Origin of the sequence: Halomonas sp. EF61, assembly GCF_040147045.1 — a bacterium.
GTDB classification, from domain to species: Bacteria; Pseudomonadota; Gammaproteobacteria; order Pseudomonadales; family Halomonadaceae; genus Halomonas; species Halomonas litopenaei.
This window is the reverse complement of record NZ_JAMSHM010000004.1, coordinates 638,715-665,083: the sequence shown is the minus strand read 5'-3', so window position 1 is coordinate 665,083 and position 26,369 is coordinate 638,715. Positions and strand designations below refer to the sequence as shown.

Here is a 26,369-nt window from a genome sequence, read left to right as displayed (position 1 = left end):
GTGGGCACTGCCGTCTGGAGACAGGATTAAGAGATCAGGCAAGGTCATTGTAAATCACCTGATCAATCAACATGTGGGCATCGCCCGATTGCCCCGTGTATAGATTAAAAAATTCATCCGATAAGGCTTCTTTGATGGGCTCTTTCTCGATGAATTTTACATACTTCCAAGTTGTAGCTTCATCTTTGTGCAGCATAGCGTCTCTGACGAACACGATGGCATCTATTTGACTCGGAAGGACATCTATGGCTAATCGCATCAACTGAGTACCAAAGGTCGCTCGAGTTTGATGAAACTTGAATGTTTGGAACTGAGCAAGTCCGGCATTCATAAGCTTTTCACGCAGGTAGCTAATCAATTTGGTGAACGATGTCTCCGAGTAGGCATTCCCCCGCTCAGATAGAAACAATAAAGTGCGATCATCTTCAGACGCCCGTGCCTGGCGAGTTAAGCGTCGAGCCGAATAGGCATAGCGTTCAAGCTCCTGAACCAACAGAGAGGGGAACAAGAGTGAGCCCCTGACATCAAACTTGGTCATAACTTGTGTGCCAGGACCGACCGACACACGCTTGATGCCTGGCGTGACTGGGTCATCCGTCGCATTTTCCAGACTGGATAGGCGAAGAGTGCGGATCGTCTCACTCCTCGCCCCGGTGAAGAAACCGATCATGGTCATCAGATAAAGCTCAACCTTACCCTGTTCGTGCAGAAAACGAAGAAGGACTTTTCGATTCTCATCGCTTAGCGGAAGCAAACCGTTTTCCAAATTCGCGCCATCCCTCTTGCGATTCGGAATGGACAACTCACTGGATACCACTGACATGGTTCGAGAAAAGCCAACGGCATTGTAGAACTGAACTGTTTTGGGTCTATCATCCCACATCGGTTGACGCTCAATCCAACCGTACACCTGTGCCCACCGGTAAAAATAAACAATAGCCGCCATTCGTGATGTTGCTGTACTTGGGCTAATACAACCGGCGTTACGCTGTTTAACCAAGAAGCCGCGATAGCGAAAAAGGCATCGATCTTTTTTCTTTTTAGGAAAGTGTCGCCAATCCATATTGTGATCTTCAAGCCAGCACGCGTAAGCTTTGAGATGACTCATATTGGAGGTCACAGTCTTGATATCATTGCCGGACACTGTCCCCAACTTTCCTAATGCGTAGGCATTAGCCGCAAGCCAAGGCTCGCCATTGTTAAAAAAAATGTGCGGAACCTTAAAAATAACACGTCCATTTTCTCTTGGAACCCACGAGACACCTTGTGCTCGATTTGAATAGTCGAGCATCATTGGTGTTATGCAGACTCTTTCAAGAACAGCCATGCTGTATCTCGTTTTTGAAAGGATGAGAAAGAGAAGTAAGACTTCTAATTTTCTAGCGCTGTAAATATAAAAGTAGTAGAAGGGAGCATCATGTCAATGAAATTGTGTGTATTTATTATGCGCACTGCTTTGTTATTCGTATGTAAACGCGTTGCAGTCGGCCAGCGCGATCATCGACCCACTCCTCGGCGCAGCGCATGCACGTTATGCGTGACCACGCCCCAGACCGTTACATCGCATCCGCTGAGCAGGATGGGCGCATAGGCCGCATTGCCCGAGATCAGCGCCTTGCAGCCATTGGCCATGCCCAATTGCTTGCAGGTGAGTTCACCATCGACCGCGACAATCAGTATGTCCCCCGGGCGGACATCGAGCGCGCGATCCACGATCAGTAAATCATCATCATAAATCCCGAAATGGACCATCGAGTCGCCCTTGGCGCGGGCGTAATACGTCGCTGAAGGATGCTGGACGAGATGCGCAACCAGGTCGAGATCCCGTTCGATGTAGTCCTCGGCCGGAGACGGAAACCCGGCACGAACCTCACCGGCAGCCAGGGGGAGCAACATCGGCCTTGAGAGTTCATCGACGCGTCCAATGATGTCGATGGCAATGGTCATGCCGCCGCCTCCCGGGGCTCCCAGCGCAGCCCGGCGCTGCCGTCGGGAAGGCGGGTGACAGCCGCCCGGCCGAAGACCTCGACCCTGTTGAGCGTGCGCTGCCAGTCACGCTCGCTCTCCCCTGGGAGCCGCTGAATGATGAGGTGAAAATCGGGGGTGGCAAAGGGCACGATAGGCATGACGTATCTCCATTCTGCTGCAGCTTGTTTTTTTATACAGTATTAACGGCGAAACAGACCACAGCCAATCACTAATATTCCTTCAACGCGATCGCTTCGAGGTAGGCCGCTCCGGTTATCGCGTCGGGTGTGGCGCAATGGCTCCCATGGACGTAGGCCTCGGCGGGAAGCGGAGCGCGCCTGAGTTGGCTCGATCGCATTAATTCGGTAGGTTGCAGCGGCCGAATTCGCTGACCAGAGACCGCCATGCCCCGCCTGATAAAAACCGCACTCACCACATGCGCGTTGATGCTCACCGTTGGCCTGTGCGCCCAAGCATCGGCGGCTATCACGATCGGTAGCTGGAATCTCAAGCACCTTGGCTGGAAGAACGACAAGAACCTCACCACCGTCGCCGAAATCCTGCAGGGGGCCGATCTGTGGGCGCTTCAGGAAGTGATGGATACTGACGCGGTACAAGAGCTAGAGCGGCGTCTGGAGCAGCGGACTGACGGAGCGTGGAGCTCGATGGCGTCACACGAGGTGGGTCGTAGCTCCTATCGGGAGAGTTACGCCTTCCTGTGGCGCGATAGCGCGGTCGAGTACACCCAAGGCGCAGTGGTCTACCTGGATCCGGGCGATCTCTTCGCCCGGGAGCCCTACCTGGCTGAGTTCCGTGATACGGAAAATGGAGCGACGGTCGCCATGGCGGCGGTGCATATCGTCTACGGCGACAGCCGCACCGACCGTACGCCGGAAATTCGTGAGTTGGCCAGCATCTGGGACTGGATGGGCGAGGTCTACCCCGGCAGCGCCCGCGTGATTTCCGGCGACTTCAATCTAGCGCCCACCGATCGCTCCTGGCAACCACTGCGCTATGCTGGCGCCCAGCCCGCGATTACCAGAGGCGCCACGACGCTCAGCAAAAGCGACGGCCGATACACCAGCCTCTACGACAATTTTTGGTACGACACAAAGGCGCTCCAAGTGACCGGCACCGGTATTGTTCATTTTCCTCAGTTACTGGGTATCGATCATCAGACTGCAAGACGCCTCGTCTCGGATCATGCGCCGATCTATTTGACCACGGGCGATGCGAGCCCCGGATTTGGCAGGATGAACAGTACAGTGACCGCAAGCGGCCCCTCTAAAGGCAGCGGCAGTCACTGCATCGATCTCAATACAGCGCTGGCGAGTGAGTTGGATCGGCTTCCCAACATCGGCCCGGCCCGTGCTCGGGACATTATGGACGGAAGGCCCTGGGCCGATGTCGAAGCGCTCACGCGCATCAAAGGCATCGGCTCGGCGCGCGCCGGGGAGATCGAGCAGAGCGGTCTGGTGTGTGGTAGCTGATACGGCTCAGCGATTAGCTAGTAGTTAATTGTCCTGGACTAGTGGAGATTTCCGTGCTTACACATGGCGACATGGTGGCGGGAAATTCGGCTTCTGTCGCGTTGCTGGGTGGTAATCGGTCGGCAGATACGGGGCAGTGCCGCGCTTTTTGATCTCTATCCAAGGACGCAATATGCAGTGGTCACCCTCTCTCCTCGCGCGTCTGCTCTTCGTCCGCCCAGGATGGAAGCTATCACTCTCCGGCGCCAATTGGGAGCTTCGCCGGGGAAGACAGTGCCAGCAATACGCGTTGGAGAATGTCGCTGCAGTGGACATCAAACGCGGCTGGATATGGGCATCTTGCGAGGTCACACTCTACGGCTTCGAGGGGCCTTCGTTCGTATCGCTAGAAGGGTTGCCGAAGCAGGACGCCGCCAAGCTGGGCGTCACCCTAAGCGCCAGCATGCACAAACAATTGCATACCTTGGCCAGAGCCGGCGCACCGGCTCTACGAGCATGGCTGAAGGACGCGACAGAGGGGCTCCCTGGCAACCGATGGATCCGCCACAGTGAGCAAGCCCGTATGCGTGCCCGGCGGGATAGCATTGCGCTACCGGATTCCGCCATGGATATGGGCAAGCTCGGACGTCATCCGGCTATTCCCCGCTTGTCCGATTCGGAACCCATCGCGACCCTTCGCCGCGCCTTCGGGCCAGCCCTGCAGCAGGCGGTTGGGGCGCGCAATCAGGCATTCATGGAAGAGGAGCTCAAACGCGAAGCCGCCTTCTTCGAAGCGGTCGAATCCCAGCCCTTGACCCGGGAGCAGGCCGGGGCCGCTGTGTGCTTCGATGATCGAGTTCTGCTAATCGCCGCGGCCGGCTCGGGAAAGACGTCCACCATGGTTGCCCGGGCGGGGTATGCGGTGCGAGCCGGGATCGCTGCGCCGCACGAGGTGCTGATGCTGGCATTCAACAGCGAAGCGGCGAAAGAGTTGGGCGAACGCACACGCAGCAAGCTAGGCCCTTGGGTGGCCAATGCCGACCAGATCCACACCAGCACCTTCCATTCCTTTGCGCTCAAGGTGATCGGCGAGGCCACCGGTCGTAAGCCATCCGTCCCAGACTGGCTGGCCAATGGCCAGGATGAAGGCGTGATGGTGCACTTGCTGCGAAGCCTCTGTGAATTCGACACTGACTTCAAGGCCAGGCTGGATCTCTTTGCAGCGGTCTTCGGTTCATCGGTCGGTAGCTTCGACAGCCAGGCAGACCGGGATAATCTCGCGCCGGTGACCACCCGGGCCGACCCGGACTACCTCACGCATCGTGGCGAACGAGTGAAGAGCCAGGAGGAACGGCTTATAGCTGACTGGTTGGCCTATCACGGCATCAGCTACCGCTACGAGCGCCCCTGTCATCGCGATACTGCCGACAGTGCCCATTCGCAGTACACGCCGGACTTTTACTACCCCGATGCCGGCCTGTACCACGAGCATCTGGCGCTCGATGCACAAGGCAATCCTCCCTTGCACTTCACCGGCTATGCCGAGGGCGTGGCTTGGAAGCGAGAGTTGCACCGGAATGATGGTAATCGCTATATCGAGACCACCTCGGCGGGCCTCCGTAGTCTGGAGGGCTTGTCGGTATTCAAGCGTGACCTCGAAGCTCATGGCCTCAAGCCTATCCCGTCTCGGGACAACCTTGGCAAAGAGGCAAAGCTGTTGGACGTGCCGCGCATGGCCAAGCTGTTCCGTACCTTTCTGTCGCATTACAAGTCTCAGGGCCATAACCCCAAAGCCCTACGCGCAGCCGGCCGGGGCACCGACTTTGCCGTGCGTAGCGACCTGTTCCTTGGCCTGTTCGAGGACGTGCTCCAGGCTTGGCAAGAACGGCTTGATCGCGAGCAGGCGGTCGACTTCGATGACATGCTCAACCAGGCGGCTGAACTCATTGAGGCCGGCCAGTGGACACCACCCTATCGAGTGGTGGCTGTCGATGAGTGGCAAGACACTTCCCTTGCTCGCGCCCGCGTCGTGCGCGCCTTGGGTCAGGCGGATGTGCGGTTGGTAGCCATCGGCGACGACAGCCAAAGCATCTACCGATTTGCGGGCTCCGACGTGAGGCTGATGACCGACTTCACTTCGCTGATCGGCCCGGCCACCACGCGCTACCTGACCCAGACATTTCGCTGCCCTCAGCACTTGAACGATGTGGCGGGTGCCTTCGTGCAGAAGAACCCGACACAGATCGCCAAGACGGTGCGTTCCCATAACCCCCTGCTTGGTTCCAGCATTCGCTGTGTGGCCTATCCCAAGACCCAGGAAGAGACGCTCGGAACCCTAATTGGTCAGCTTCGCGATCATGCTAACAAAAAGGGGAGAAACTACACGGTTTACCTGCTCGGACGGTATCGCCATGACGCCCCATCGAACCTGCGCCAGCTACAGCAGTTGAGTCGACCAAGCTTGAACGTGCGTTTTGCCACAATGCATCAATCCAAAGGCCTTGAGGCCGATTACGTCTTCCTATTGCGCATCAATCGCGGGGCTCCAGGAGTTCCGGGCTTCCCTGCGCGGATGAAGGATGACCCGTTACTGGACCTGGTGATGCCGCCGCTCGAGGAATACCCGGATGCGGAGGAACGCCGGCTGATGTATGTCGCCCTGACCCGGGCCAGGCGGCGGGTGATTGTTCTGGCCTACCAATACGACCCATCTCCGTTTGTCCATGAGCTTGTGTCGTTAGGGGCTGGCACCCTCACCACCATCGATGGCGATGCCACGGTCGAGAGCTGCCCGCAGTGCCAGGAAGGAGTAATGGTGCCCAGGAAGGGTAAATACGGGGCTTTCCAAGGGTGCTCGAGGTATCCTGATTGCCGCCATACCGTGCAGACATCCTGATCCGCCTTGGCTGTCCGCGACCCACCCTCAATCGTTTCAACGCCTCTCCTCAGGTTGATAGGCTGAAGAGACTGACCGCCGCATTGAGCGCGTAGGCCAGATTGATAACTTTGCTCGCCCGTCTCAAAAGTGGATATTTGAGACGCCAAGGCGATGCGCAACTCTAAAAGGAGGCGCGAGGCGCTGCTGGCGGCGATCGGAGAACAGCCCCGGTGCGTGAGTATTCTCGTAGATCTGCATCCCATGTTGATACGGATTGCTTGTTGCATGTTAATTTTTTCTGCCCTACAGTATGGTTGTAAAAATTAACATGAGCGTCCCAGATGAAACAGAATTCCATTGCAACGCTTGTTACCGAGCCCCTTGATGTTGAACGCCGCCTCACAGCATTCTGTTTGACCCGAGAAGGGCTTCTTCGCGTCAGGGATATGGCTTTGGGCGCGGCAGCGGATACCACGCCCTTCGACCCGACCAACGCGGCTGGAACATTGGCATACATCTATGGTGTGCGCGGATTGCGTTTCGAGTTCGTGGGGCAGGGGTGGCAGCTTGATCGCGTTGAAAACATGGAGTTCATAAAAAACGAATCGCTTGGAATGCGAGTCGGGTTTTGCAATGTTCGTCCTACAGCTTCGGAAGCTGGTGGGCCCAAGGCAAGATCGCCCAAGGGCGCTGGTGCTGAAAGGGCATGCCAGTACAACCTGGCATTGGACTTTGGGGACGCGATGCCCAACTTGCCAACAGGCGATAAAGACTATTCTACCTACTTCTTAATGGTAGAGCGTGATGGTAGAGCGGAACTATCAAGGCCTGTCGTGAAATCCGGAAACTTTGTCGATTACGTTGAAAGGCTCAGCATCTCTGACGGCTCAGACTTCGAACTTGATCCGACTCCGCTTCTCGATGACGGTGATCTTGACGTATTCGATCCTGTGGTCGCGCGGCGGTGAGCAAGGAGAGCAGCATGTTCAACCCCGAACGCCTTTTGATGGCGAGAAAGCGGAAGGGGCTAACGGCGAAAGCGCTGTCAGAACTGGCATACATTACTACGGTGACTATCTCGCGGATTGAGAAAGGCGCGAATGCGCCAGACGAACAGACTGTGCGAAAGATAGCTGCAGCGCTTGGGTATCCAGAATCATTTTTCTACCAAGGTGATCTGGAAAGTCTCGACACTGAAGCCGTGAGTTTCAGAAGTTTGTCCAAAATGACTGCCAAGGAAAGGAATGCTGCCCTGACCGCCGGCCGTTTTGGGCTTGCTCTGGTTGGTTGGGTCGAGGAGAGGTTCAGCCTACCGAGTGCCAATCTGATCGACTTGAGCCACGAAACGAACCCAGAGGTAGCTGCTCGTCTGCTAAGGCAGCACTGGAATATAGGTGTGAAGCCGATCGGAAACGTTGTGCACTTACTGGAAGCTCAGGGTGTACGATTCCTTTCTTTGGCTGAAAACACGGCTTCAGTGGATGCTTACTCCTTTTGGAAAGGAGGGAAGCCGTTTGTGTATCTGAACAGCTTCAAGAGCGCAGAGCGAAGCATCTTCGACACTGCTCACGAACTTGGCCACCTCGTTTTGCACTGTCACGGACATGCCACTAGTTCCAAAGAAGCAGAGAGGGAAGCCAACGCTTTCGCCTCAGCTTTTCTCATGCCCCGAGAGGACGTCATTTCGCATGCCCCCCGATTCATCACCACGGATACGGTAATTAAATTCAAGAAGCGGTGGCGGGTATCGGCTTTTGCAATGGCTTATCGCTTCCATGCCTTGGGACTGATTTCCGAATGGCAGTACAAATCCATCTGCATCGAGCTTTCGCGACGGGGTTTTAGAACTGGGGAGCCCGGTGGGATCGAACGCGAGCAGTCAGCTGTCTGGCCCAAGATCTTTGCCAGGCTATGGGCAGAGAAAGTGACGAAGCATCAGATCGCGGCGGAACTCTCATTGCCGACGGATGAAGTGTCTTCTCTCGTTGATGGTTTGACTATTATCCACACGGAAGAGACAGGAGCCGTTCGAGCTCCTCTGCAACTCGTGAAGTGAAGCGGCCAGCCTTTCCAAAACGGCTGCCTCGCGTGGCCATTTGCTCCGTCAACTGTTTGACGGCTGCGATCTTGAATTCTTCGGTGTATCGTTGACGGCTCATGGAACCTCCTGATGTCTTCAGTATAAGGCCTGGAGGTGTCTACGAAACTAGGGGGGCAGACGTGGAATCCCCCCTGGTAGCACCTCGGCCCCCAGCCGGGCGGCGCCAAGGGCGACCGGATCAATGGCTACCACCTCACGCTGGCGGCGAAGAAAGCAGCGAGAAAATCATAAAAACATGCACTAACGCGCAGAGAAGCTAACGATGGCCAAGATCACCGATGCAGTGGACCCCGGCAACGCCGGGGGAAGCGTGCTGATCCCCGAGATTCCGACGTTGCCCAACCGACCCGTCACCTTCCATTGTGACAAGTGCGGCGAGGTCTTCACGGAGCGCGAGGCAAGGCGGCAGCACGTCTTCGACCACCACCCCTTTAAGCGTCCCCAGCTGCTGGTGGGTAGCCGTATGGTCAAGGAGCGGGGCGAGGTAATGGCCAGCCAATTCCTGCCAGCGGACTGGATCATCCAGCAGGCGGAGCGGATCGTGATCGACCAGCAGGACGTCTCCAGCCAAGAGGCATGCCGCCGACTCAGCAAGATCATCTCGGGCTTTCACGAGGTCACTCTGACCAGCGCCGACTACTCGGTGACCTACCAGATCGAATTCGATATCCCCACCGAGGCACAGCTGTTAGCGGTCGAGAAGGCCTTCAACATGCTGATTGTCAACCAGCCACTGGAGAGCGAGCGTATCGCCCAGTTCATCACAGTGGCCAAGCGGGAGGATGGCGGCAGGTACTATATCGAGGGCATCAGCGACTTCCTGTACGGCGTGCTGGCCAAGGACCAGCGTGGCGGCACGAGCTTGAACCGGGATGATTATACGGCCAAGTTCCATGCTGCCCGCGAGGCACTGCACTTCATGGACCGTCCCCTGGCCAACCTGATCAAGGCACTGGTCAACTTCAACGACAACGCCTTCAGCGAAGCTGAAATACTCGCCCCCGGTGGCCAGGTCGCGATCACCTGCCGGATATTGAACGGCCTGCGCTCCGGCAAACACTGCCCGCCCCTTGAGACTAGGACCGCTTCCGGCCACAACCTGCCGGTGGATACACTCACCGCCGAGATCATGCGTTTTTGCAGCCTGCCGCTGGCAGAGCAGCAGGAGCAACTGCCTCAACTGGCGCATCTGGCCAGCAAGAGTCTGACCACCGAGCATGATCGGGTAAAGATCCAGGCACTGGCCATGAACACCTGCTGGGAGGCCGGCGATCATGAACCGGCCGTCAGCTGGGCCAGGATGCTGCGTCACAGTCCACTGTTCGAGACCCTGGCCAACCGCATCATCGAGGACGTAGAGAATGACTGACTCCAAAAAGGACGAGAGTAGGTCCGTGAAGATCACCAGCAAGGCCACCGGCGCTGTTTCGCAAGGTGAGCGACGCGGCAAGCAGGCCAGCAAACACCAAGGCCAACCGGAATCGAAGACGCCTTCACCAGGTGCCACCTCACCAAGCTCGCGAGTCCACAGTAATGAGCGGCCTGCAATCGACAAAGAACAAGGCAAGGGCAGCGAGCCAGCGACTGCTGCCACGCGGAACCAGACAAAGAATAGCAAGGGCATCTCGCGGGTCTTCGATATCATCCAGCGCTTCTATGCAACCTCGAGCACGTCGAAGAAGATCACCGAGCCCGCTCTGAAGAAGCTGGAAGAGCGAACCCTTTCGGCCGGCCAGCGATCGGAGCTGCTCGACCTCGCCCAGCGCGAGGATACCTCGCTCTCCCGCACCGTAAACCTGGCCTTCGCCGCCTTCGAGATCCACAGCAATCGCACCATAAAGGACCTACTGCTGAAGTTCGCCGTCGACGCGGGCCGCGAGGGGTTCGATCTGGCCATGGAGAGTGTCGATGCCTGGCTCCCACTTACCGACGATGAACGCCCTCCCTTAAGGGAACTCTTCAGGCGCTACGCCAGCCGAGTGGAGCAGGTGGCGGTCAACAAGGATGTGTCGGCCAAGGAGAAGAAGGAGAGCCTGACCAAGCTGCGCAACCTGTTGTTCCTGAGCATGATCTGGCAGGCCAATCAAGGCTGGGCCAAGGAAGACGACATCTTGCGCTTCTTACGCGCGGATGGAGTCTTTACCACCGGCACCCACTACCCCACCCAGGCCACGGAGGCGCTGCTCAAGACAGCCTACACCCAGAACGCCGATGATTTTTCACCACTGGGTTGGTTGTCGCGTCAGATCGAGAACACCAAGGCCATACAGGCCAGCGAACTGGAACGACTGGGAAAAGATGTCGAGCGCCTCACCGCCGAACGCGACCGAGCGCAGGAGGAGATCAGCACATTGCGCCAGGAGCGCGATACCCTGCTGGAAAAGACCGGTGAGCTTGAGCAGAGGCTTCATCAGGAGAAGCAAAATGCTCAGACCACCAGCATCCACCTGGAGGATGACAAGCACCGGTTGCGCTCCCGGGTCACCAAGACCTTAAAGAGCGAGGTGCCCCGTCTGGAGGAGGCGTTGATCGCCCTGCACCGTGACCCGCCCAAGCTGCACATCGTCTCGCCCTATGTGGAAGAGACACTTATGCACCTGAAGAAGATACTGCGCGAGACAGAAGGAGAGTGACATGGTGGTCTTCGGCTTCGATTTCGGTACCACCAACAGTCTGATCAGTCGGGTGGCTGGTGGCCAGACGGTGGTATTCGACCAGGGGGGCGAGCCCTATCCTTCCGTGGTCTGCTACGAGGGCGATAGCGTTATTTGCGGCAGCGAGGCCAAGAAGCGCCTGATGACTCACGAGATAGGTGTCATCGGCAACGTAGTCCGCTCCCCCAAGATGCTACTGGATAGGGAGCATGTGCATGTCGATGGCATCCCGCGGCGCCCCCGCGATATGGTCGCCGATATCGTCAAGCACGTGGTGAGCGCTACCGAGGAGGACCCGCGCTATAAGCTTGACCCGGGTATCGGTCGCGCCGTCGTCACGATTCCGGTGGACATGGATGGCAGGCAACGCCGTGAACTGCGGGAGGCCTTTCACCAGGCCGGCTTGGTCATCGAACAGTTCGTCCATGAGCCCATGGCGGCACTCTACGGCTACCTGCGCGGCAAGGAGGACCCGGAGAACGAGATCCGTCGCCTGGAGGGGCAGTACCTCCTGGTATTCGACTGGGGCGGGGGCACCCTCGACCTGACACTGTGCCAGGTCCAGAAGGGCATGCTCGTACAGGTCCGTAACGATGGTACCCACGAGCTCGGTGGCGATGTGATGGACGAGGCCATCCGCCGCGAGATCGAGAAGCGCGCCGTCGAGGCGGCCGGCATCGAACCCGACGACGCCGATGTCGATCCGGGGGCCCATCTGCGCCTACTGACCCGCGCCGAAGAGGCCAAGATCAAGCTGTCGTCTCAGGAACAAGTGCCCATCTATATTCCCGGCTACTTCCGAAACGACGTCACGGACCCCGATATCGACATCCTGCTGACCCGCGGCGAACTGGAAGCGATCATCGGCCAGAAAGTTCGGCAGGGGGTGAAGCGGGCCAAATCGCTGATCGACTCTGCCGACCTGACTACTTCCGATATCTCGCTGTGTCTCGCCACGGGCGGCATCGCCAACATGCCGGCGGTCAAGTCGGGCCTTTATGAGATGTTCGGTGCCACCCGGGTCGAGGTCTCCGAACGTGGCTTCTCTATCATCTCGGAAGGGGCCGCCTGGATTGCTCATGACCGGGCACGCTTGCGCCTGGCCAAGAACATCGAGGTCCACGCAGCACGCAATCAGCACTTCCCGGTCATTGGTGCGGGCTACGAGATGCCCACTGCCGGTGAGGTCAGCGAGGCGGAAACCCTGATGCTCTACTGCACCGACCCTCGCGACGGCGTCGGCAAGCTCAGCCTGCTCTCTCCTACCCGCCACGGACGCCATGTGCAGGCCAACGATTCTCGCCAGTCTCTGGCCTGCCTGAACGTCAAGGTTACCCCTTCGATGCAGCAGCTATTCGAGCGGATCATGCTTCACTTGGAAGTGGACGATAACTTGGTCCTACACGCTTCGGCAAAATCTGCCATCAGGGGGGACAGCGATAGTGTGGACATCCACTCGCTGGAGTTCGGGCTGGACATCATGCAGGGCATCACCGACCGTTCACTGAATGAACCTCAACAGCAGGCGGGTGGGACCGAGCAATCCGTAAAAAAGCCTGAGGGTCGCAGCAGCCAGAGCGAACACCTGGTGGGTAGTGTCCTGCTGCGGCCCAACGTGGCCATTCGCGAGGATATCAACCTGGTGCCCGGTGAGGCCCTGATCAGAAAAGAGATGGGCAAGCCTGGCGGCCACTTCTTGCGTGTTGATGAACTGAGCCCGATACAGCGGGATGAGCGGGCCTGGTATGTGCCTTGTAGCTATTGCGGGAGACGCGCTGGTGACCCGAAGTGCCGGTGCTTGTCGGGCCACTGACGCCACGAAGTCGGCTACTACAAGATTACGACATGATAAAACGAACAGCCGTTGGCGGGCCAGGCGATTCAAACAGTGCGCGATTCACCGGTTATCAACTCACGCTATCGGCGAGAAAAAAGCAGGGAGCGAAAACTACATGAGCAAAAAAATCAGCGGAGCGGAGTTTCCGCTTGCCAAGATTTTCAGTTCCGATTTTGAATACCTGATCCCATCATATCAGCGTCCCTATGCCTGGACGACCGATCAGGCTTCGGAGCTTTTCGACGATCTATATGACTTCTTCCGGAGCGAGGAGGATGAAGGCTATTTCCTTGGCAGCATCGTGCTCATTAAGGAAGAGGGGAGCCCCAAAGCCGAAGTGATCGATGGGCAGCAGCGCCTGACCACGTTGACGATCCTGCTTGCTGCCATTGCAGCCCAGCTTGAGGGTGAGGACAGGGGCACACTCAGCCAGTACATCATCGAGCCGGGAAACAAGTTCGCGGGCCTGGAACCAAAGCCGCGGTTGACGCTACGTGAGAAGGATCGAGAGTTCTTCACCTGTTACGTGCAGCGCTTGGCGTTCAATGATCTCCTGGCCTTGGGGACCGCGTCGCTTGAAAATGAATCTCAGAAAAATATCCAGGCAAATAGCCAGCTTCTGATTGATCGGCTCAGGACGCACTTCGGAGACTCCTCGGAGCGGCTGGGTGACTTCATCAGCTTCCTGCTGCAACGTTGCTTTCTCGTAGCCGTTTCCACGCCCAGCCAGAAATCCGCTTTTCGTGTGTTCTCCGTCATGAATAGCCGTGGTCTCGACCTCCAGCCGACGGACATCATCAAGGCGGATGTCATCGGCAAGCTTTCAACCACCAGCGAGCAGGAAATCTACAACGAACGCTGGGAGGACATGGAGGTCGACCTGGGTCGTGCCGGCTTCAACGATCTGTTCGCCTACGTGCGCATGATCCATGCGAAGGAGAAGGCCAAGCGGGCTTTGCTGGAGGAGTTCCGCAATCACGTTCTGACACAGGTTAGCGATACGCGCACGCTGATCGAGGGTGTGCTGGAACCCTATGCCGAGACTCTTTCTATTCTGCGGGAATCGCATTACGTCGCCGAGACCGACGCCGACAAGGTCAATCGATCCCTGCGCTGGCTGAATCGCATCGATAACTCGGACTGGGTTCCGCCCGCCATGGTCTTCCTGGCAGACCACAAGAATGAACCAGCTTATGTGGCGTGGTTTTTCAGGAAGCTGGAACGTCTGGCGGCCTACATGCACATCTGTGCGAAAAACGTGAACCAGCGTATCGAGCGCTATGCCCTGCTGATCGCTGCGCTGCAGCAGCCGCATGACGACGACAATCCGGTGCAAGCCGTCGAACTGACGGACAAGGAGAGGTCTGACATGCGGCGGATTCTTCAGGGGGACATCTATACACTGACTGCCCGTCGTCGTAACTACCTGATGCTGAGACTGGATTCATTCGTATCGGATGGTGCGGCAACCTATGACCCAACGGTGCTCACTATCGAGCATGTGTTGCCGCAAACCGTCACGAGCAACAGTCGTTGGGCCGAATGGTGGCCGGAGTCAGAGATGCGGGAGCAGTGGGTTCATCGCCTGGCCAATCTTGTACCCTTGAACAAGCGACGGAACTCTCAGGCTCAGAACTACGACTTCAAGAGGAAGAAGGACGCCTATTTCCGTGGCCGCAGCAATGTCTCATCCTACGCACTCACCAGCCAAGTGCTCGGTGAAGACCAATGGACGCCTGAGGTGGTGCAGAAGCGTCAGGCTGACTTGATCGCAGTGCTGGCCGACAAGTGGGAATTCTGAGGCATGATACTACTCGAAAAGCTGGTTGAACGGATCCGCCAGGCCGCCGCCTACAACCCCGATGTGCAGGCCGCGCCAGCCTGCATTTTGTGGCCGGACCGCGAGCGACTGTGGGTGCCGCTGATCACCTAGGTCCAGGCGGAACTGCACGCCATTAACGACAGGCTCAGGACGCATCTCTGCGTTGGACTGGCATCGACTTGAGGAGACTATAAATAATAAGCGAGATTTTCCGAAGGAACATGACAGGCTGCCAGAGACTTGTTCGAGGAGCATGACCTGCGTGGAATGGTGCAGGGGGATTGCGGAGCGCCTGCGCCGCGGGAGAAAGTCGCAGGACGAGTAGGTGGCTCTGATGAAGCATCTGGCATGAACGCCGCTACTTGCCTGCTACGTCAAGTGCGCGCTTCATGCACCATACTTCTCATGATGTCCACGCTCTCAGGGAGGAGAGCTGATGTTGACCCATGTCTAGCTCAAGGCACGTCAGCGGGACGAGCACGAGCTTTGATGGCGCCCGAGCCTGCAGGGCAGGCGGGTTAGGGCGCCTCCCTGAATAAGATCCTGTTGCATAGAACGAACTGTGCTTTGGTTGCGGTTTGGTTGCTGATTACGAGAAAACGGTGTGGCTAGTGTAAATAGTGGAAATTCCTATCTATTTGATTTTAAGGATAACTGCGCTGCAGGCACGATCCTTAAATTAGCAAAATTGCACTCATAATCCCTTGGTCGTAGGTTCAAGTCCTACTGGGCCCACCATCCAAATCAGCGACTTACGATTTCTCTCTGGTGAGTCCCATAGTCCAAGGGTACAGTTTCGGTACAGTGCCGATCCTTCAGTCCCCTGGAGACTTTCATGGCCACCATCGTCAAGACCCCAGCCGGTAGTTGGAAAGCCGTCATCCGCAAGACCGGCTGGCCTGCCACCGCCAAGACCTTCCGCACCAAGCGTGACGCTCAAGATTGGGCACGCCGCACCGAAGACGAAATGGTGCGTGGCGTCTTTATCCAGCGCAGCGCCTCGGAGCGCATGACACTCGAAGCTGCGCTTAAGCGCTACCTTGCCGACGTCACCCCTACCAAGAAGCCCAGCACCCAGAAGAGCGAGCGCCACAAGGCCAACACGCTGATTGAGCACCTGGGCAAGTACTCTCTCGCGGCCCTGACGCCGGAGCTGATTGCCAATTTCCGTGACACCCGCCTGAACAGCATTGGTCATCGTGGCCAACCGATCAGCGCCAATACCGTGCGCCTGGAGCTCGCCTTGCTTGGCCATCTCTACACCGTGGCCATTCAGGAATGGGGCCTCGGCCTGACCTACAACCCCGTCCAGAACATCCGCAAACCCAGCCCTGGAGAAGGCCGCGATAGGCGCCTGAGCCCCGACGAGGAGAAGCGCCTGTTTGCCGTGCTACGGCAGCACAGCAACCCCACGCTGGCTTGGATCGCCAGAATTGCCTTGGAGACGGGCATGCGCTCGTCGGAGATCCTGACCCTCACTCGCTCCCAGGTCGACGTGAAGCGCCGCGTGGTGCGCCTCACCGACACGAAGAACAACGAAGCTCGATTGGTGCCGCTGACCCTGGCCGCCACCGAGGTGTTCAAGCCGGCGCTGAATAACCCGGTGCGCCCACTCGGTTGCGACCTGGTGTTCTTCGGCGAGCCTGGCCGAGACGGAAAGCGCGGCCCCTACGCCTACACCAAGCTCTGGAACCAGGCAAAAAAGAAGGCTGGACTCATTGATTTTCGCTTCCACGACTTAAGACATGAGGCGGTCAGCCGATTAGTAGAAGTAGGGCTTTCTGACCAGGAGGTTGCCGCGATAAGTGGCCACAAGTCCATGCAGATGCTGCGGCGGTATACCCATCTGAGGGCGGAGGACTTGGTGGAGAAGCTGGATAGACTGAGGGAGGTCTAATACATTAATAGCTTAAGAAAACTAGGCAGATCGAACAGGCGGCTTCCGACCAAAAGCGGCATGCTGGTTCAGCCGATTTATACAGCTGGCGAAATAATATATGTTATGCTGACTGTTTATACTTAATTTATTTTTATTTCAATGGGATAAATCGTGAATGATAAGCGGTATAACCTTAATGAACGCGCCGCCGGGTTCATTGACGTTATGTTATATAGAGAGCGTATAATCACTGTTACCTGCCAGGGAGAATTAGGCTCTAAATGAAAAAATGGGCGTTCTATAAAGAAGGCGAAGAATGGCGAAAAATTGGTTTGTATGCTGCTTTATCTAAGGAAAAATCAGAACCCGGCCAATGGAGGAGGAGAACATATTACAGCACTCATTCTCCTGCAAGTTCACGCCTTCGAATGCATATTCGTGAAAGCTCTAAAGGGACTTTTTCCTTTGCTTATAACCGAGGGCAAGAAACTGAAATTGAAAGACTTGGTGGCGGAGAATCACTTGCTCACTATCTTTACAAAATTGCTATAAGCGAATTAAGTCATACCACTCTGAAACTAACTAATTTTAAAGAAGAAGTGGCCGTTCAGCTTGTTAATACTCAAACTGAGAGGCGCGTATATATTGATGATAGGTACTATGACCTAGATGTGTTTGTAAAATTCACCTCACAATCAAAATACCAGCTCAAGTGGAATGGAGAGTTTGCAATAGAGGTTCATAATACGAATCCTGTTGTTGGTCAAAAACTAAAGGATCTAAAAGCGCTTCGAATTCCAGTTATTGAGGTTAGTGCAAATAAAAAGTTGGCGTACAAAACACCTGAAGAGTACAGTACTCCAAAACTAGAGCGAGATTATATTGATTTCCTCAAAGTTCGCCTTTCAGAATATCTATGGAGTAAGGTCTTGTCTGATCCAAAGTCGATAGGTTACTTATAAAGTGAAAATATTGAATTGCTTAAAAATGTTAATAAGTTAAGAGAGCAATTAGAAAATTCGAAAGCGCTCCTTGAAAAAGAAAGGGCGAACGTTTTGGATAGCAAAATAAAGCTCAACCATATTAATTCAGAGTTAATCGAAAAGAATAAGCTAGTGTCCAAACTTAGGATGCAAGTGGAAGGTCTGAAAACCATGGGGGTTTTCAGGTTCTTGTGGTTTAAACTAACAGGCAGGTAATAAGCGCATATTGTCAGACTGGCTTTTCGCTGCGCTCAAAACCAGCCGCAAATGCGAGCGTTAGACAGTCAAGAAATTTCCGAGGAAGTTGCGATGATCGAATACCAAATTAGTAAGCTAGTGGATTCAATAAAGGGGCATCAAGAAGATTTGGATGCTACTGCGAAAATTTTCCGAACCCCAGAAATAATGGATTCGTTCGACAAATGGAACTACGATTGTTGGCGTAGTTCAGTCTTTGGGGATGGTTTGATAAAACTGCGGATATTTACTGAAAATAACTTCAATTTTGTAGAAACAGTTGGTGTTATTTCTGTTGCTCGCTATATATTCGAGTTAAGTCTTTGGTTGCGTCTTTTGGATCTTGATTCACGCTACGGACTTGTATACTACGAACAGCTTATAAATACACAGCTTCGTTATTGGAAAGACTACCGTTCGCAACTCAACAGAGAGATTGCTCTACTTAATCAGTTTGCAGAAGAAGAATCATCTCTGCTGAATGATAAGATGGGGGAGTTGAGGTTGATTTCTGATGAGAAAAAAAAGCAGGAGGCTGCTATAGCAGCCCCTAAAATTGTAGCCGAAACAATCGACAGGAAAGCGTCTCGGCAATTTTCAATCTATGCCGAGCAAGCGAAAACTAATGGTTACAGATTTCAAGCATATTTGGTAGGGAAGAAAGCTTTGCCAGAAGTCGAGGGTTACATTGCTAGCTTGGAAGAAGAAAAAGCTACATTTGATGATACGATTTCAGAAGATATACGAAACTTGATTCCTAGGCGTTGGAATTGGCGTCACATGGCAGAAATAGTCAGCTTGGCTGAGGAATACGATTTCATCTACACGTTTAGCAGTAAGTTACTTCACGCTACTCCAGCAAGTATTACAACTAACCAGAAAAACCTTGAGCTAGAAGAAATGCTTGTATTTCTAAAATACATTGACGTGAAAATTAGAGACTTGCTTGAATTAGGTCAGAGTCGTGCGTAGGTAACTGCCTAACAATTTGCTGAGCGCGGATAAGTTACTAGCTGCGCTCGCAATTTACCGATGAGCAAGGCGCTATATCAGAGACGACTAAAAGGCAGCTTCTGGTCGATACCAGAAATTTAATTTATGCGTGTGATGTAGCGTGTAGTATGTTGTAGTGACATACTACATCGATTGGAGGGTGGCCATCCCTCAGGACGCATAGGAAAAATTTAGCGGCTAAAGTTTTTTTTCTGCCTTTCTGGCGTGACCTCAGTAGTTCGCTACTCAATTCCATCCTTTACTGCCTAGCATTCCTCATGCTGGATATGTTTTTCCATATGCACATGTGCATGAAGGATTGTGGTTATAAAAGTGCCCCTCAAGTGTCAATGAAATAATTTTCACTGACCAAGTCTCGTGAATCAGGTGGTCTGCTTAAACTGTTTGTTGACACCTGACGGTCAGAGTCGCTTTGGGTTGTTTGATTTTTATATTCTGGATTGGTGGTTCTTTTGTTTTAACTGAGGTGCAGCTGGAAAAGTATAGATAAACTTTTAAGTGGGCGTGTGGCTATACTTTTTTAACAACAAAATCACAGTGTTGAAAGTTTCTTCAAGATGGCGTAAATATTGAAAGTGAAGTCTTTTCTTGAGCTATCTGGAGATGTTTATGACAACCGAAGAGCAGTTGCTTGAACGTTATGGCCCTCTACTTTCCCTAACCGATTTATCGGAATTGTTGAAACGTAGTCCCGATGGTCTCCGAATATCTTTGCAGAGCCAATCAGAATTTGCTTTGAAGTGGAATGCCGCCAAGAGCAAGGTTGGAAGGCGTGTCTATTTCCGTGCAACTGACGTTGCCGGGCTGATTGACGAGTCCTGAGGGGGAGCCGTGGACGATACCGCCATCATTCGTCGTCGGGTGCGCTCAAACTTCACAACGCTCAATAATGATTTGATTCGAGATCGGCGAATTTCCTGGAAAGCCTTGGGCATTCTGGTGTTCGTGCTTTCTCTGCCCGATAACTGGCAGCTCAGGCTATCTCACCTTTCAAAAGAGAAGGAGGTTGGCTCTGGTCGAGATGCTACGAGAGCGGGGCTTAAGGAGCTTCAACAAGCCGGGTATCTGCGCATTCAGCGGGAGCGTGGTGAATGTGGGAAGTTCATGCGCACCACGTGGCTGGTCACTGACCGGCCAGGCGACTTTGAGCTTGATCCACCACGTTCGGATTTTCCGCGTACGGGTAATCCAACTCCGGATAGTCCGTAGGCGGAAAATCCAACACTACTAAGTAAAGAAGCTAGAAAGTACTAATCCTAGTAAGTACTTAGGTAGTAATTAGATGAACGGCATTCGCCATGTTTTGCACGCCAAGAAAGAAAGGCCAACCACGTCCATTGACACGCAGTAAGCCAGTGAGGTGGAAGAAGTGGTCTGCGTGGCAGCGATGTTAACACTTGAGGGACAGCGCTTCTGGTTCATTGACATTTGAGGGGCCGTGCGGAAACCGCAAGGAAAGCTGTGTATTTGAATGTGGAAAGCGCAAGGGTGCCGCTATGGGGAAATCGCTGTTAGATCGCTGCTTTACCGCTTCTGGAGCGCAGCATTACCGCCGTAAGTGTCGACTTCGTCAGGGTTCGAGACTGTTTTTCACGGATGCACAGGAAAAAAACAGACCCGTGCAACGAAATGCAGAGAAATAGCGATGCTTTGCACATGGCGTACCAACAAAAATCAACGCTGAAGTGCGGGCAGGATGTGTGAAGTAGTCCCACCCCGCAAGCGTGGTGTTCCTCTTCACTGGTCCTTATTCGCACCTGCGGTGCTCAACGGAAATCCTGCTCTGCAAGGCATGGCATCTGAGATAGGAGCTGGCATGAGTGAGAAGCAAAGGGTGACACGGAAGAACAGCACTCCGCTCAAGGTGTACTGCCTTCCGGAAGAGAGAAAACTGATTGAATCCAACGCCAGGCAGGCAGGGCTAAGCGTTGCTTGTTATCTGCGGGAAGTGGGGCAGGGCTATCAGGTCAATGGCGTTATGGACTACGAGTATGTCCGCGAGTTGGTTCGTGTAAATGGAGACTTGGGTCGTTTGGGAGGATTACTGAAGCTCTGGCTGACAGATGACGTGAGAACGGCTCACTTCGGGGCGGCTACCATCCTAAGCCTGCTCGGAAGGATCGAAGCCACTCAGGAGGAAATGAGGCAGGTATTGAAATCCGTGGTGCAGCCAAGGGCCAGGTCGTGATTTTTTTAGCCGCTAAAATGTGGGGCTGGCACTGATGATCGCCAAACACGTCCCCATGCGCTCCCTGGGCAAGTCAGACTTTGCTGGTCTGGTGAACTACATCACCGACGAGCAAAGCAAGGAGCACCGTCTTGGCACGGTAAAGTTGACCAACTGCGAGGCGTATTCGGTCCAGGATGCCGTCAGCGAGGTACTAGCGACCCAGTTCGCCAATACCCGAGCGAAGAGCGACAAGACCTATCACTTGATTGTCAGCTTCCGGGCCGGGGAACAGGTTGAAGCCGATACCCTGGTGGCCATCGAGGACCGTATTTGCAAGGGGCTGGGCTTTGGAGAGCATCAGCGCATTAGTGCCGTTCACAACGATACCGACAACCTGCACATCCATATCGCCGTCAACAAGATCCACCCGACGCGCAACATCATCCACGAACCCTACTACCCACACCAGACCCTGGCCGAGTTATGCGAGGTCATGGAACGGGATTACGGGTTGCAGCAGGACAACCACATGCCGCGCCGACGCGGAGCCGAGGCCCGAGCGGTCGACATGGAGCGTCATGCCGGTATTGAAAGTCTGATCGGCTGGATCAAGCGTGAGTGCCTGGACGACATCAAAGCCGCGCAGTCCTGGGCTGAGCTACACCAGGTCATGCGTGACAATGGCCTGGAACTCCGAGCGCGGGGGAATGGGCTGGTTGCTGTGGCCAGTGATGATGCCGTGGTCAAAGCGAGCACCCTGGGGCGGGATTTCTCCAAGCCGAAACTGGAGGCCCGTTTCGGCCCGTTCGAGCCTGACCAGGCGCGACAAGGCAGTCCCCGCCGCCAGTACCGCAAAGACCCGGTACGGATGCGCGTGAACACCACCGAGCTTTACGCCCGGTTCAAATCAGAACAGCAGAGCGCCGCAGTCAACAAAACGGCGGCCCTGGAAAAAGCCCGACGGCAGAAAGACCGCCGGATTGAGAACGCCAAGAAGAAGGGCAAGGCCCGGCGGGCGGCCATCAAACTCACTAGTGGCAGGCTGACCAAGAAGGTGCTGTATGCGCAGGCCAGCAGCGCCCTGAAAGCCGACATTGACGCGATCCAGAAGCAGTACCGTGAAGAACGCCAGAAGATCCATGAAGCACACGGGCGCCGCTCCTGGGCCGACTGGCTAAAACGGGAAGCCTTGCAGGGCGATATCGAGGCTCTGGCCGCGTTGCGTGCTAGAGAGGCCGCCCAGGGCCTCAAGGGCAACACCTTGAAGGGTGAGGGACAGGCGAAGCCCGGCCATGTACCGGTGATCGACAACATCACCAAGAAGGGCAGTATCCGGCCGGTGAACACACCTTCCGTTGAGCTCCGACTTCGATGACGGTAGGTGTCCACCTATTGCTTAGTGGACACCTACGATGAGTGAGTTAAGCGTACTGGAGGCGCCTCGAAAGCGCCGCCGCTTTACAGCCGAGTTCAAGGCCAGGATCGTCGAAGCGTGCCAACAACCCGGTGCCTCAGTGGCCGGCATCGCGTTGGAGCATGCCCTGAACGCCAATCTGGTCCATAAGTGGATCCGTGAGGCTCGGCGGTCGGCGCCGGTGAAGGATACCCCGGCATTTGTCCCGGTTCCGATGGCCAGAACCGCCACACCAGCGGCGGGCCAGCATCGGGAAGCCGAGCGTATTCGCCTTTCACTGCCGAGTCCCCAAGGCACGGTGACCATCGAATGGCCAGTGTCCGATGCTCAGGGCTGTCGGGCGCTGCTTCGGGACCTGCTGTCGTGATCCGTATCGACGAGATCTGGCTGGCCACCGAGCCGTTGGACATGCGCGCCGGCCCCGACACGGCGCTGGCCCGGGTGGTGAAGGTGTTCGGCACCGCCCGCCCACACTGTGCCTATCTGTTCGCCAACCGGCGCGGCAACCGCATGAAGGTGCTGATCCACGATGGCCTGGGGGTCTGGCTGTGCGCGCGCCGTCTCAATCAAGGCAAGTTCCACTGGGCCGGTAACTGGCACGGCGACCGGGTGGAACTGTCGTCGGAGCAAGTGGCGGCACTGGTCCAGGGCCTGCCCTGGCAGCGCATCGGCCCGGCGGGGGCCATTTCGGTGGTGTAAGCCTCGTCGGCACAGAAGGCGAACCCTGGCCATTCGATGATCCGCGCATCCCCTTGCTGCCGGTGGACTGGCATAATCGCCGGATGAACATGCCACCCGACCTGTCCCAGCTCTCACCCGATCAGCTCCGCCACCTGGCGGCAACGCTGATGTCGCAGGTGGAGGAAAAGGATCGGGCGCTGGCACAAAGCCAGGAAACGCTACGCCACACCGAGCAGGTCAACCAGAAGCTGACCTTTGAGCTGGCGCTGCTCAAGCGCCACGCCTTCGGCAAGCGCAGCGAACAGCTCAACGTCCTGCAGATCAGCCTCCTGGACGAGGTGGTGGATGCCGACATCGCCGCCATCGAGGCCGAGCTGGAAGCACTCGCTACCCCGGCGACGGTGCCCGCCACCAAGCAAAAGCCCAAACGCCAGCCCCTGCCCGACGACCTGCCGCGTGTCGAGATCCGACACGAGCCCGACAGCGAGCACTGCACGTGCGGCTGCCAGCGGCGCCGCATTGGCGAGGAAATCAGCGAGAAGCTCGACTACACGCCGGGCGTGTTTACCGTCGAGCGGCATATCCGCGGCAAGTGGGTCTGCGATGCGTGCGAGACACTGATTCAGGCACCGATGCCGGTCCATGTGATCGACAAGGGCATCCCCACCTCGGGGTTACTGGCTCAGGTGATGATCGCCAAGTACGCCGACCATCAGCCGCTCTACCGCCAATCACAGATATTTGCCCGCGCCGGCGTGGAGATACCCCGCTCCACTCTGGCGGAATGGATCGGCATCTGCGGGGTGCGGCTGCAGCCACTCGTTGATGCCCTGCGCGAGACCCTGCTCACCGAACCGATACTGCATGCCGATGAAACGCCGGTACCGATGCTGGCTCCGGGCAAGAAAAAGACCCATAAGGCCTACCTTTGGGCCTATGCCACTACGCCCTACGCCGCGCTGAAGGCGGTGATCTACGACTTCGCGCCCGGGCGCGGCGGCCAGCATGCCCGGGACTTCCTCGATGAGTGGAAAGGCAAGCTGATCTGCGACGACTACGGCGGCTACAAACAGAGCTTTGCCAACGGCGTGACCGAAATCGGCTGCATGGCTCATGCGCGACGCAAGTTCGTCGACCTGCATGTGGCCGGCAAGAGCCAGATTGCCGAGCAGGCCATCGAGCTCATCGGCCAGCTCTACCAGGTGGAGCGCGAGGCCCAGTCGCTGAGTGGTGAAGAACGCCAGCGGCGACGCGACACCCGAGCGAGGCCCATTGCCGACGCCTTACATCGCTGGATGCTGGCTCATCGCGAGAAGGTGCCGAACGGCTCGGCGACGGCCAAGGCACTGGATTACAGCCTAAAACGCTGGACGGCGCTGACGCGCTATCTCGATGACGGCAGACTGCCGATCGACAACAACCGGGTGGAGAACCTGATCCGCCCCTGGGCGCTGGGCCGTTCGAACTGGCTATTTGCCGGCTCACTGCGCAGCGGCCAGCGCGCCGCCACCATCATGAGCCTGATCCAGACTGCCAAGCTGAATGGCCATGAACCGCATGCCTACCTGAAAGACGTGCTGGCTCGGCTGCCGACCCAGAAGGCCAGCCAGATCCACGAACTCTTGCCGCAGCACTGGAAGCCGGCAGACTGATCACTGAAAGAGGGTGATGCCCGGGCGCTTACGAAGGGCACCATTATTTACCGGGCCGGAGCCAGCGCCGTGCGCGACGATGGCGACCGGCTACAGGTGTCCAGGGAGTCCGACCAGGCAGGCGTCCAGAACGCGCTAAGGATGGCGATGGAACGCTACGGCGAGCGCATCACCGTGAACGGTTCGCCGGAGTTCAAAGCGCGGGTGATCAAGGCGGCAGCGGATGGACAGTTGCCTATCCGGTTTGCGAACTCCGGGCTGGAACGTCGCCGCCAAGCCCTGGCGAACGGCGAGAACACCGCCCAGGCCAAGACCCGAAGTAAGCAGGCGGGCGTGCCGCCCATCGGTCAGCCTCCACCCCCGGTGCGCCGGAACCGGCTGCAATCGCTGTCCCAGGTCGATGTGCTTCACCTTGAGGGGCAAGCGGGTAAGACTCCGACACCGCCCCCACAGGGGCCGAACGAGCAAGAGCGCCGCAAAGCCAAGTTACGGGCAGAGATGGACGCCAAGAGGGCAAAAAGACAACAGAAGGGACGGTCACTATAGTGCTTTCCCTTTGGAAGGCGGCAACAAACAGTAGATGCGATTAACCTTTGGGAAGCCTAACCGTTCCCCAGGACAATGACACCGATGTTCAATAACCATTGGCCGCGCGTTCTAACGGTGTCGCGCAGGTCGGACGCCGGGATAGTAAGTGACGAGCTATCCCTGTAGAGGTCCACACTTCACCGCTGGGTTCTCCGGCAGGGGTAGTGGTTCGCAATCATCATGAGCGAGCCGCTACAGGTTGGTGAGTGCAACTTAGTCACGATGAAGCTAAGAGCACTCAATCATGAGAAGAGAAAGAATTTTAGCGGCTAAAATTCCTGTCGCGGTCATGTCCTTGGCGTTAACCGCTTCCATGCCTGCCCAAGCGGGCATCCCTGTCGTCGACGGTACCAACCTGCAGCAAAACGTCATGACGGCGATGGAGTCCGTCTCTCAGACCCTCAAGCAGATCGAGCAGTACCAGACGCAGTTGCAGCAGTATGAAAACCAGTTGCAAAACACCATGGCTCCAGCGGCTTATATCTGGGACAGGGCACAATCCACGATTAATGACCTGCTCCAAGCCACCAATACGCTTCAGCATTACCAGAACCAGCTCGGCAGCCTCGATGCCTATCTAGGAAAGTTCCAGGATGTAGCGTATTACCGGAGTTCCCCCTGCTTCAATGGCGGAGGTTGCACGGATGCCGAACGTGCAGCGATGGATGAAAACCGTCGCCTGGCGTCTGAATCGCAAAAAGCGGCCAACGATGCGCTCTTCCGGGGGCTGGATCAGCAACAGGATAACCTGGCGTCTGATGCTCGACAGCTTGAACGTCTGCAATCCGCTGCCCAGGGCGCGGATGGCCAGCTTGCCGCCATTGGTTACGCCAACCAGCTCGCCAGCAACCAGGCCAACCAACTTCTGCAAATCCGCAGCTTGCTGATTGCTCAGCAGAACGCTGAAGCCGCCCGTCTCGCTGCCGAACTGGATGCTAACGCCAGAGGGGAAGCGCGGGAAAGGCAGATGCGTACCTGGAATTACCAACCTAGCGCAGCAGATCGCTATTAAGGAGGCTGCG

24 protein-coding genes are annotated in these 26,369 nt (G+C 56.1%); 21 read left to right on the top strand and 3 right to left on the bottom strand.

Translation table 11 applies throughout. The features are described 5' to 3' along the window. Positions 1–34: 34 nt before the first annotated feature. The 3 genes from NFI08_RS22410 to NFI08_RS22400 form a co-directional block, all read right to left on the bottom strand. Entirely contained in the window at positions 35–1,327 is a 1,293-nt protein-coding gene (locus NFI08_RS22410) for a tyrosine-type recombinase/integrase (RefSeq protein ID WP_349591176.1), read from the bottom strand. A 170-nt stretch (positions 1,328–1,497) separates the two neighbouring features. After that, positions 1,498–1,947, bottom strand: coding sequence for a LexA family protein (locus tag NFI08_RS22405; RefSeq protein WP_108133643.1), 450 nt, complete (start codon positions 1,945–1,947; stop codon positions 1,498–1,500). Continuing rightward, the gene (locus NFI08_RS22400) at positions 1,944–2,126 is read right to left on the bottom strand and encodes a DUF1654 domain-containing protein (RefSeq protein WP_108133644.1); all 183 of its coding nucleotides are present in this window, start codon (positions 2,124–2,126) and stop codon (positions 1,944–1,946) included. The genes NFI08_RS22405 and NFI08_RS22400 overlap by 4 nt, the downstream gene beginning before the upstream one ends. Before the next feature lie 246 nt (positions 2,127–2,372). On the opposite strand from NFI08_RS22400, the gene NFI08_RS22395 reads away from it, so the two are divergent. From NFI08_RS22395 to trbJ, 21 genes are all read left to right on the top strand, one after another. Next, positions 2,373–3,458 carry a helix-hairpin-helix domain-containing protein gene (locus NFI08_RS22395; protein ID WP_231498711.1) on the top strand — a complete coding sequence of 362 codons (1,086 nt, stop codon included), beginning with the start codon at positions 2,373–2,375 and terminating at the stop codon, positions 3,456–3,458. A gap of 172 nt (positions 3,459–3,630) precedes the next feature. After that, a complete protein-coding gene (locus NFI08_RS22390; RefSeq protein WP_349591556.1) occupies positions 3,631–6,333 on the top strand; it encodes a UvrD-helicase domain-containing protein in 2,703 nt (900 codons plus the stop codon). A gap of 323 nt (positions 6,334–6,656) precedes the next feature. Beyond that, a complete protein-coding gene (locus NFI08_RS22385) occupies positions 6,657–7,283 on the top strand; it encodes a hypothetical protein (RefSeq protein WP_349591554.1) in 627 nt (208 codons plus the stop codon). A gap of 14 nt (positions 7,284–7,297) precedes the next feature. Continuing rightward, the gene (locus tag NFI08_RS22380) at positions 7,298–8,371 is read left to right on the top strand and encodes a helix-turn-helix domain-containing protein (protein ID WP_349591552.1); all 1,074 of its coding nucleotides are present in this window, start codon (positions 7,298–7,300) and stop codon (positions 8,369–8,371) included. A 307-nt stretch (positions 8,372–8,678) separates the two neighbouring features. Next, positions 8,679–9,785, top strand: a complete 1,107-nt coding sequence (locus NFI08_RS22375) for a hypothetical protein (protein ID WP_108133647.1) — start codon at positions 8,679–8,681, stop codon at positions 9,783–9,785. A 25-nt stretch (positions 9,786–9,810) separates the two neighbouring features. Further along, complete coding sequence (locus NFI08_RS22370) at positions 9,811–11,049, top strand: fungal specific transcription factor domain-containing protein (RefSeq protein WP_108133648.1); 1,239 nt, start codon at positions 9,811–9,813, stop codon at positions 11,047–11,049. A 1-nt stretch (position 11,050) separates the two neighbouring features. Then, positions 11,051–12,883, top strand: a complete 1,833-nt coding sequence (locus NFI08_RS22365) for an Hsp70 family protein (protein WP_108133649.1) — start codon at positions 11,051–11,053, stop codon at positions 12,881–12,883. Positions 12,884–13,022: 139 nt separating this feature from the next. Beyond that, on the top strand, positions 13,023–14,708 hold the full coding sequence (locus NFI08_RS22360) for a DUF262 domain-containing protein (RefSeq protein ID WP_108133650.1): 1,686 nt from the start codon (positions 13,023–13,025) through the stop codon (positions 14,706–14,708). A gap of 3 nt (positions 14,709–14,711) precedes the next feature. After that, positions 14,712–14,840 (top strand): hypothetical protein, encoded by a 129-nt coding sequence (locus NFI08_RS22355; protein WP_258183972.1) that lies wholly within the window; start codon positions 14,712–14,714, stop codon positions 14,838–14,840. 724 nt (positions 14,841–15,564) lie between these two features. After that, complete coding sequence (locus NFI08_RS22350) at positions 15,565–16,626, top strand: tyrosine-type recombinase/integrase (protein ID WP_349591549.1); 1,062 nt, start codon at positions 15,565–15,567, stop codon at positions 16,624–16,626. A gap of 263 nt (positions 16,627–16,889) precedes the next feature. Continuing rightward, positions 16,890–17,570 carry a hypothetical protein gene (locus tag NFI08_RS22345; RefSeq protein WP_349591547.1) on the top strand — a complete coding sequence of 227 codons (681 nt, stop codon included), beginning with the start codon at positions 16,890–16,892 and terminating at the stop codon, positions 17,568–17,570. Between the two features lie 330 nt (positions 17,571–17,900). Next, positions 17,901–18,800, top strand: coding sequence for a hypothetical protein (locus tag NFI08_RS22340; protein ID WP_349591545.1), 900 nt, complete (start codon positions 17,901–17,903; stop codon positions 18,798–18,800). A 651-nt stretch (positions 18,801–19,451) separates the two neighbouring features. Next, a complete protein-coding gene (locus NFI08_RS22335; RefSeq protein ID WP_349591543.1) occupies positions 19,452–19,664 on the top strand; it encodes a DNA-binding protein in 213 nt (70 codons plus the stop codon). 9 nt (positions 19,665–19,673) lie between these two features. Beyond that, positions 19,674–20,051: a hypothetical protein gene (locus tag NFI08_RS22330; protein WP_349591541.1), complete on the top strand. Its 378-nt coding sequence runs from the start codon at positions 19,674–19,676 to the stop codon at positions 20,049–20,051. Positions 20,052–20,658: 607 nt separating this feature from the next. Further along, the gene (gene traJ / locus NFI08_RS22325) at positions 20,659–21,030 is read left to right on the top strand and encodes a conjugal transfer transcriptional regulator TraJ (RefSeq protein WP_349591539.1); all 372 of its coding nucleotides are present in this window, start codon (positions 20,659–20,661) and stop codon (positions 21,028–21,030) included. A gap of 34 nt (positions 21,031–21,064) precedes the next feature. After that, on the top strand, positions 21,065–22,387 hold the full coding sequence (gene traI, locus NFI08_RS22320) for a TraI/MobA(P) family conjugative relaxase (RefSeq protein ID WP_502881148.1): 1,323 nt from the start codon (positions 21,065–21,067) through the stop codon (positions 22,385–22,387). A 37-nt stretch (positions 22,388–22,424) separates the two neighbouring features. Beyond that, positions 22,425–22,793, top strand: a complete 369-nt coding sequence (gene tnpA / locus NFI08_RS22315) for an IS66-like element accessory protein TnpA (RefSeq protein ID WP_124805332.1) — start codon at positions 22,425–22,427, stop codon at positions 22,791–22,793. Next, positions 22,790–23,125, top strand: a complete 336-nt coding sequence (gene tnpB, locus NFI08_RS22310) for an IS66 family insertion sequence element accessory protein TnpB (protein ID WP_185696498.1) — start codon at positions 22,790–22,792, stop codon at positions 23,123–23,125. The genes tnpA and tnpB overlap by 4 nt, the downstream gene beginning before the upstream one ends. 83 nt (positions 23,126–23,208) lie before the next feature. Then, positions 23,209–24,759, top strand: coding sequence for an IS66 family transposase (gene tnpC / locus NFI08_RS22305; RefSeq protein ID WP_124805330.1), 1,551 nt, complete (start codon positions 23,209–23,211; stop codon positions 24,757–24,759). A gap of 3 nt (positions 24,760–24,762) precedes the next feature. Next, positions 24,763–25,305, top strand: a complete 543-nt coding sequence (locus tag NFI08_RS22300; protein ID WP_349591656.1) for an LPD7 domain-containing protein — start codon at positions 24,763–24,765, stop codon at positions 25,303–25,305. A gap of 286 nt (positions 25,306–25,591) precedes the next feature. Further along, positions 25,592–26,359, top strand: coding sequence for a P-type conjugative transfer protein TrbJ (trbJ, locus tag NFI08_RS22295; RefSeq protein WP_349591538.1), 768 nt, complete (start codon positions 25,592–25,594; stop codon positions 26,357–26,359). Positions 26,360–26,369 lie beyond the last annotated feature (10 nt).

Bases quoted from the DNA above. Each gene is read 5' to 3' on its own strand.
- NFI08_RS22350 (WP_349591549.1), top strand. From the start codon at position 15,565: ATGGCCACCATCGTCAAGACCCCAGCCGGTAGTTGGAAAGCCGTCATC.
- trbJ (WP_349591538.1), top strand. From the start codon at position 25,592: ATGAGAAGAGAAAGAATTTTAGCGGCTAAAATTCCTGTCGCGGTCATG.
- NFI08_RS22385 (WP_349591554.1), top strand. From the start codon at position 6,657: ATGAAACAGAATTCCATTGCAACGCTTGTTACCGAGCCCCTTGATGTT.
- NFI08_RS22410 (WP_349591176.1), bottom strand. From the start codon at position 1,327: ATGGCTGTTCTTGAAAGAGTCTGCATAACACCAATGATGCTCGACTAT.
- NFI08_RS22335 (WP_349591543.1), top strand. From the start codon at position 19,452: ATGACAACCGAAGAGCAGTTGCTTGAACGTTATGGCCCTCTACTTTCC.
- NFI08_RS22405 (WP_108133643.1), bottom strand. From the start codon at position 1,947: ATGACCATTGCCATCGACATCATTGGACGCGTCGATGAACTCTCAAGG.
- NFI08_RS22375 (WP_108133647.1), top strand. From the start codon at position 8,679: ATGGCCAAGATCACCGATGCAGTGGACCCCGGCAACGCCGGGGGAAGC.
- NFI08_RS22390 (WP_349591556.1), top strand. From the start codon at position 3,631: ATGCAGTGGTCACCCTCTCTCCTCGCGCGTCTGCTCTTCGTCCGCCCA.
- NFI08_RS22340 (WP_349591545.1), top strand. From the start codon at position 17,901: ATGATCGAATACCAAATTAGTAAGCTAGTGGATTCAATAAAGGGGCAT.
- tnpC (WP_124805330.1), top strand. From the start codon at position 23,209: ATGAACATGCCACCCGACCTGTCCCAGCTCTCACCCGATCAGCTCCGC.
- NFI08_RS22380 (WP_349591552.1), top strand. From the start codon at position 7,298: ATGTTCAACCCCGAACGCCTTTTGATGGCGAGAAAGCGGAAGGGGCTA.
- NFI08_RS22360 (WP_108133650.1), top strand. From the start codon at position 13,023: ATGAGCAAAAAAATCAGCGGAGCGGAGTTTCCGCTTGCCAAGATTTTC.
- NFI08_RS22400 (WP_108133644.1), bottom strand. From the start codon at position 2,126: ATGCCTATCGTGCCCTTTGCCACCCCCGATTTTCACCTCATCATTCAG.
- tnpA (WP_124805332.1), top strand. From the start codon at position 22,425: ATGAGTGAGTTAAGCGTACTGGAGGCGCCTCGAAAGCGCCGCCGCTTT.
- traJ (WP_349591539.1), top strand. From the start codon at position 20,659: ATGAGTGAGAAGCAAAGGGTGACACGGAAGAACAGCACTCCGCTCAAG.
- NFI08_RS22355 (WP_258183972.1), top strand. From the start codon at position 14,712: ATGATACTACTCGAAAAGCTGGTTGAACGGATCCGCCAGGCCGCCGCC.
- NFI08_RS22395 (WP_231498711.1), top strand. From the start codon at position 2,373: ATGCCCCGCCTGATAAAAACCGCACTCACCACATGCGCGTTGATGCTC.
- NFI08_RS22345 (WP_349591547.1), top strand. From the start codon at position 16,890: ATGAAAAAATGGGCGTTCTATAAAGAAGGCGAAGAATGGCGAAAAATT.
- NFI08_RS22365 (WP_108133649.1), top strand. From the start codon at position 11,051: ATGGTGGTCTTCGGCTTCGATTTCGGTACCACCAACAGTCTGATCAGT.
- traI (WP_502881148.1), top strand. From the start codon at position 21,065: ATGATCGCCAAACACGTCCCCATGCGCTCCCTGGGCAAGTCAGACTTT.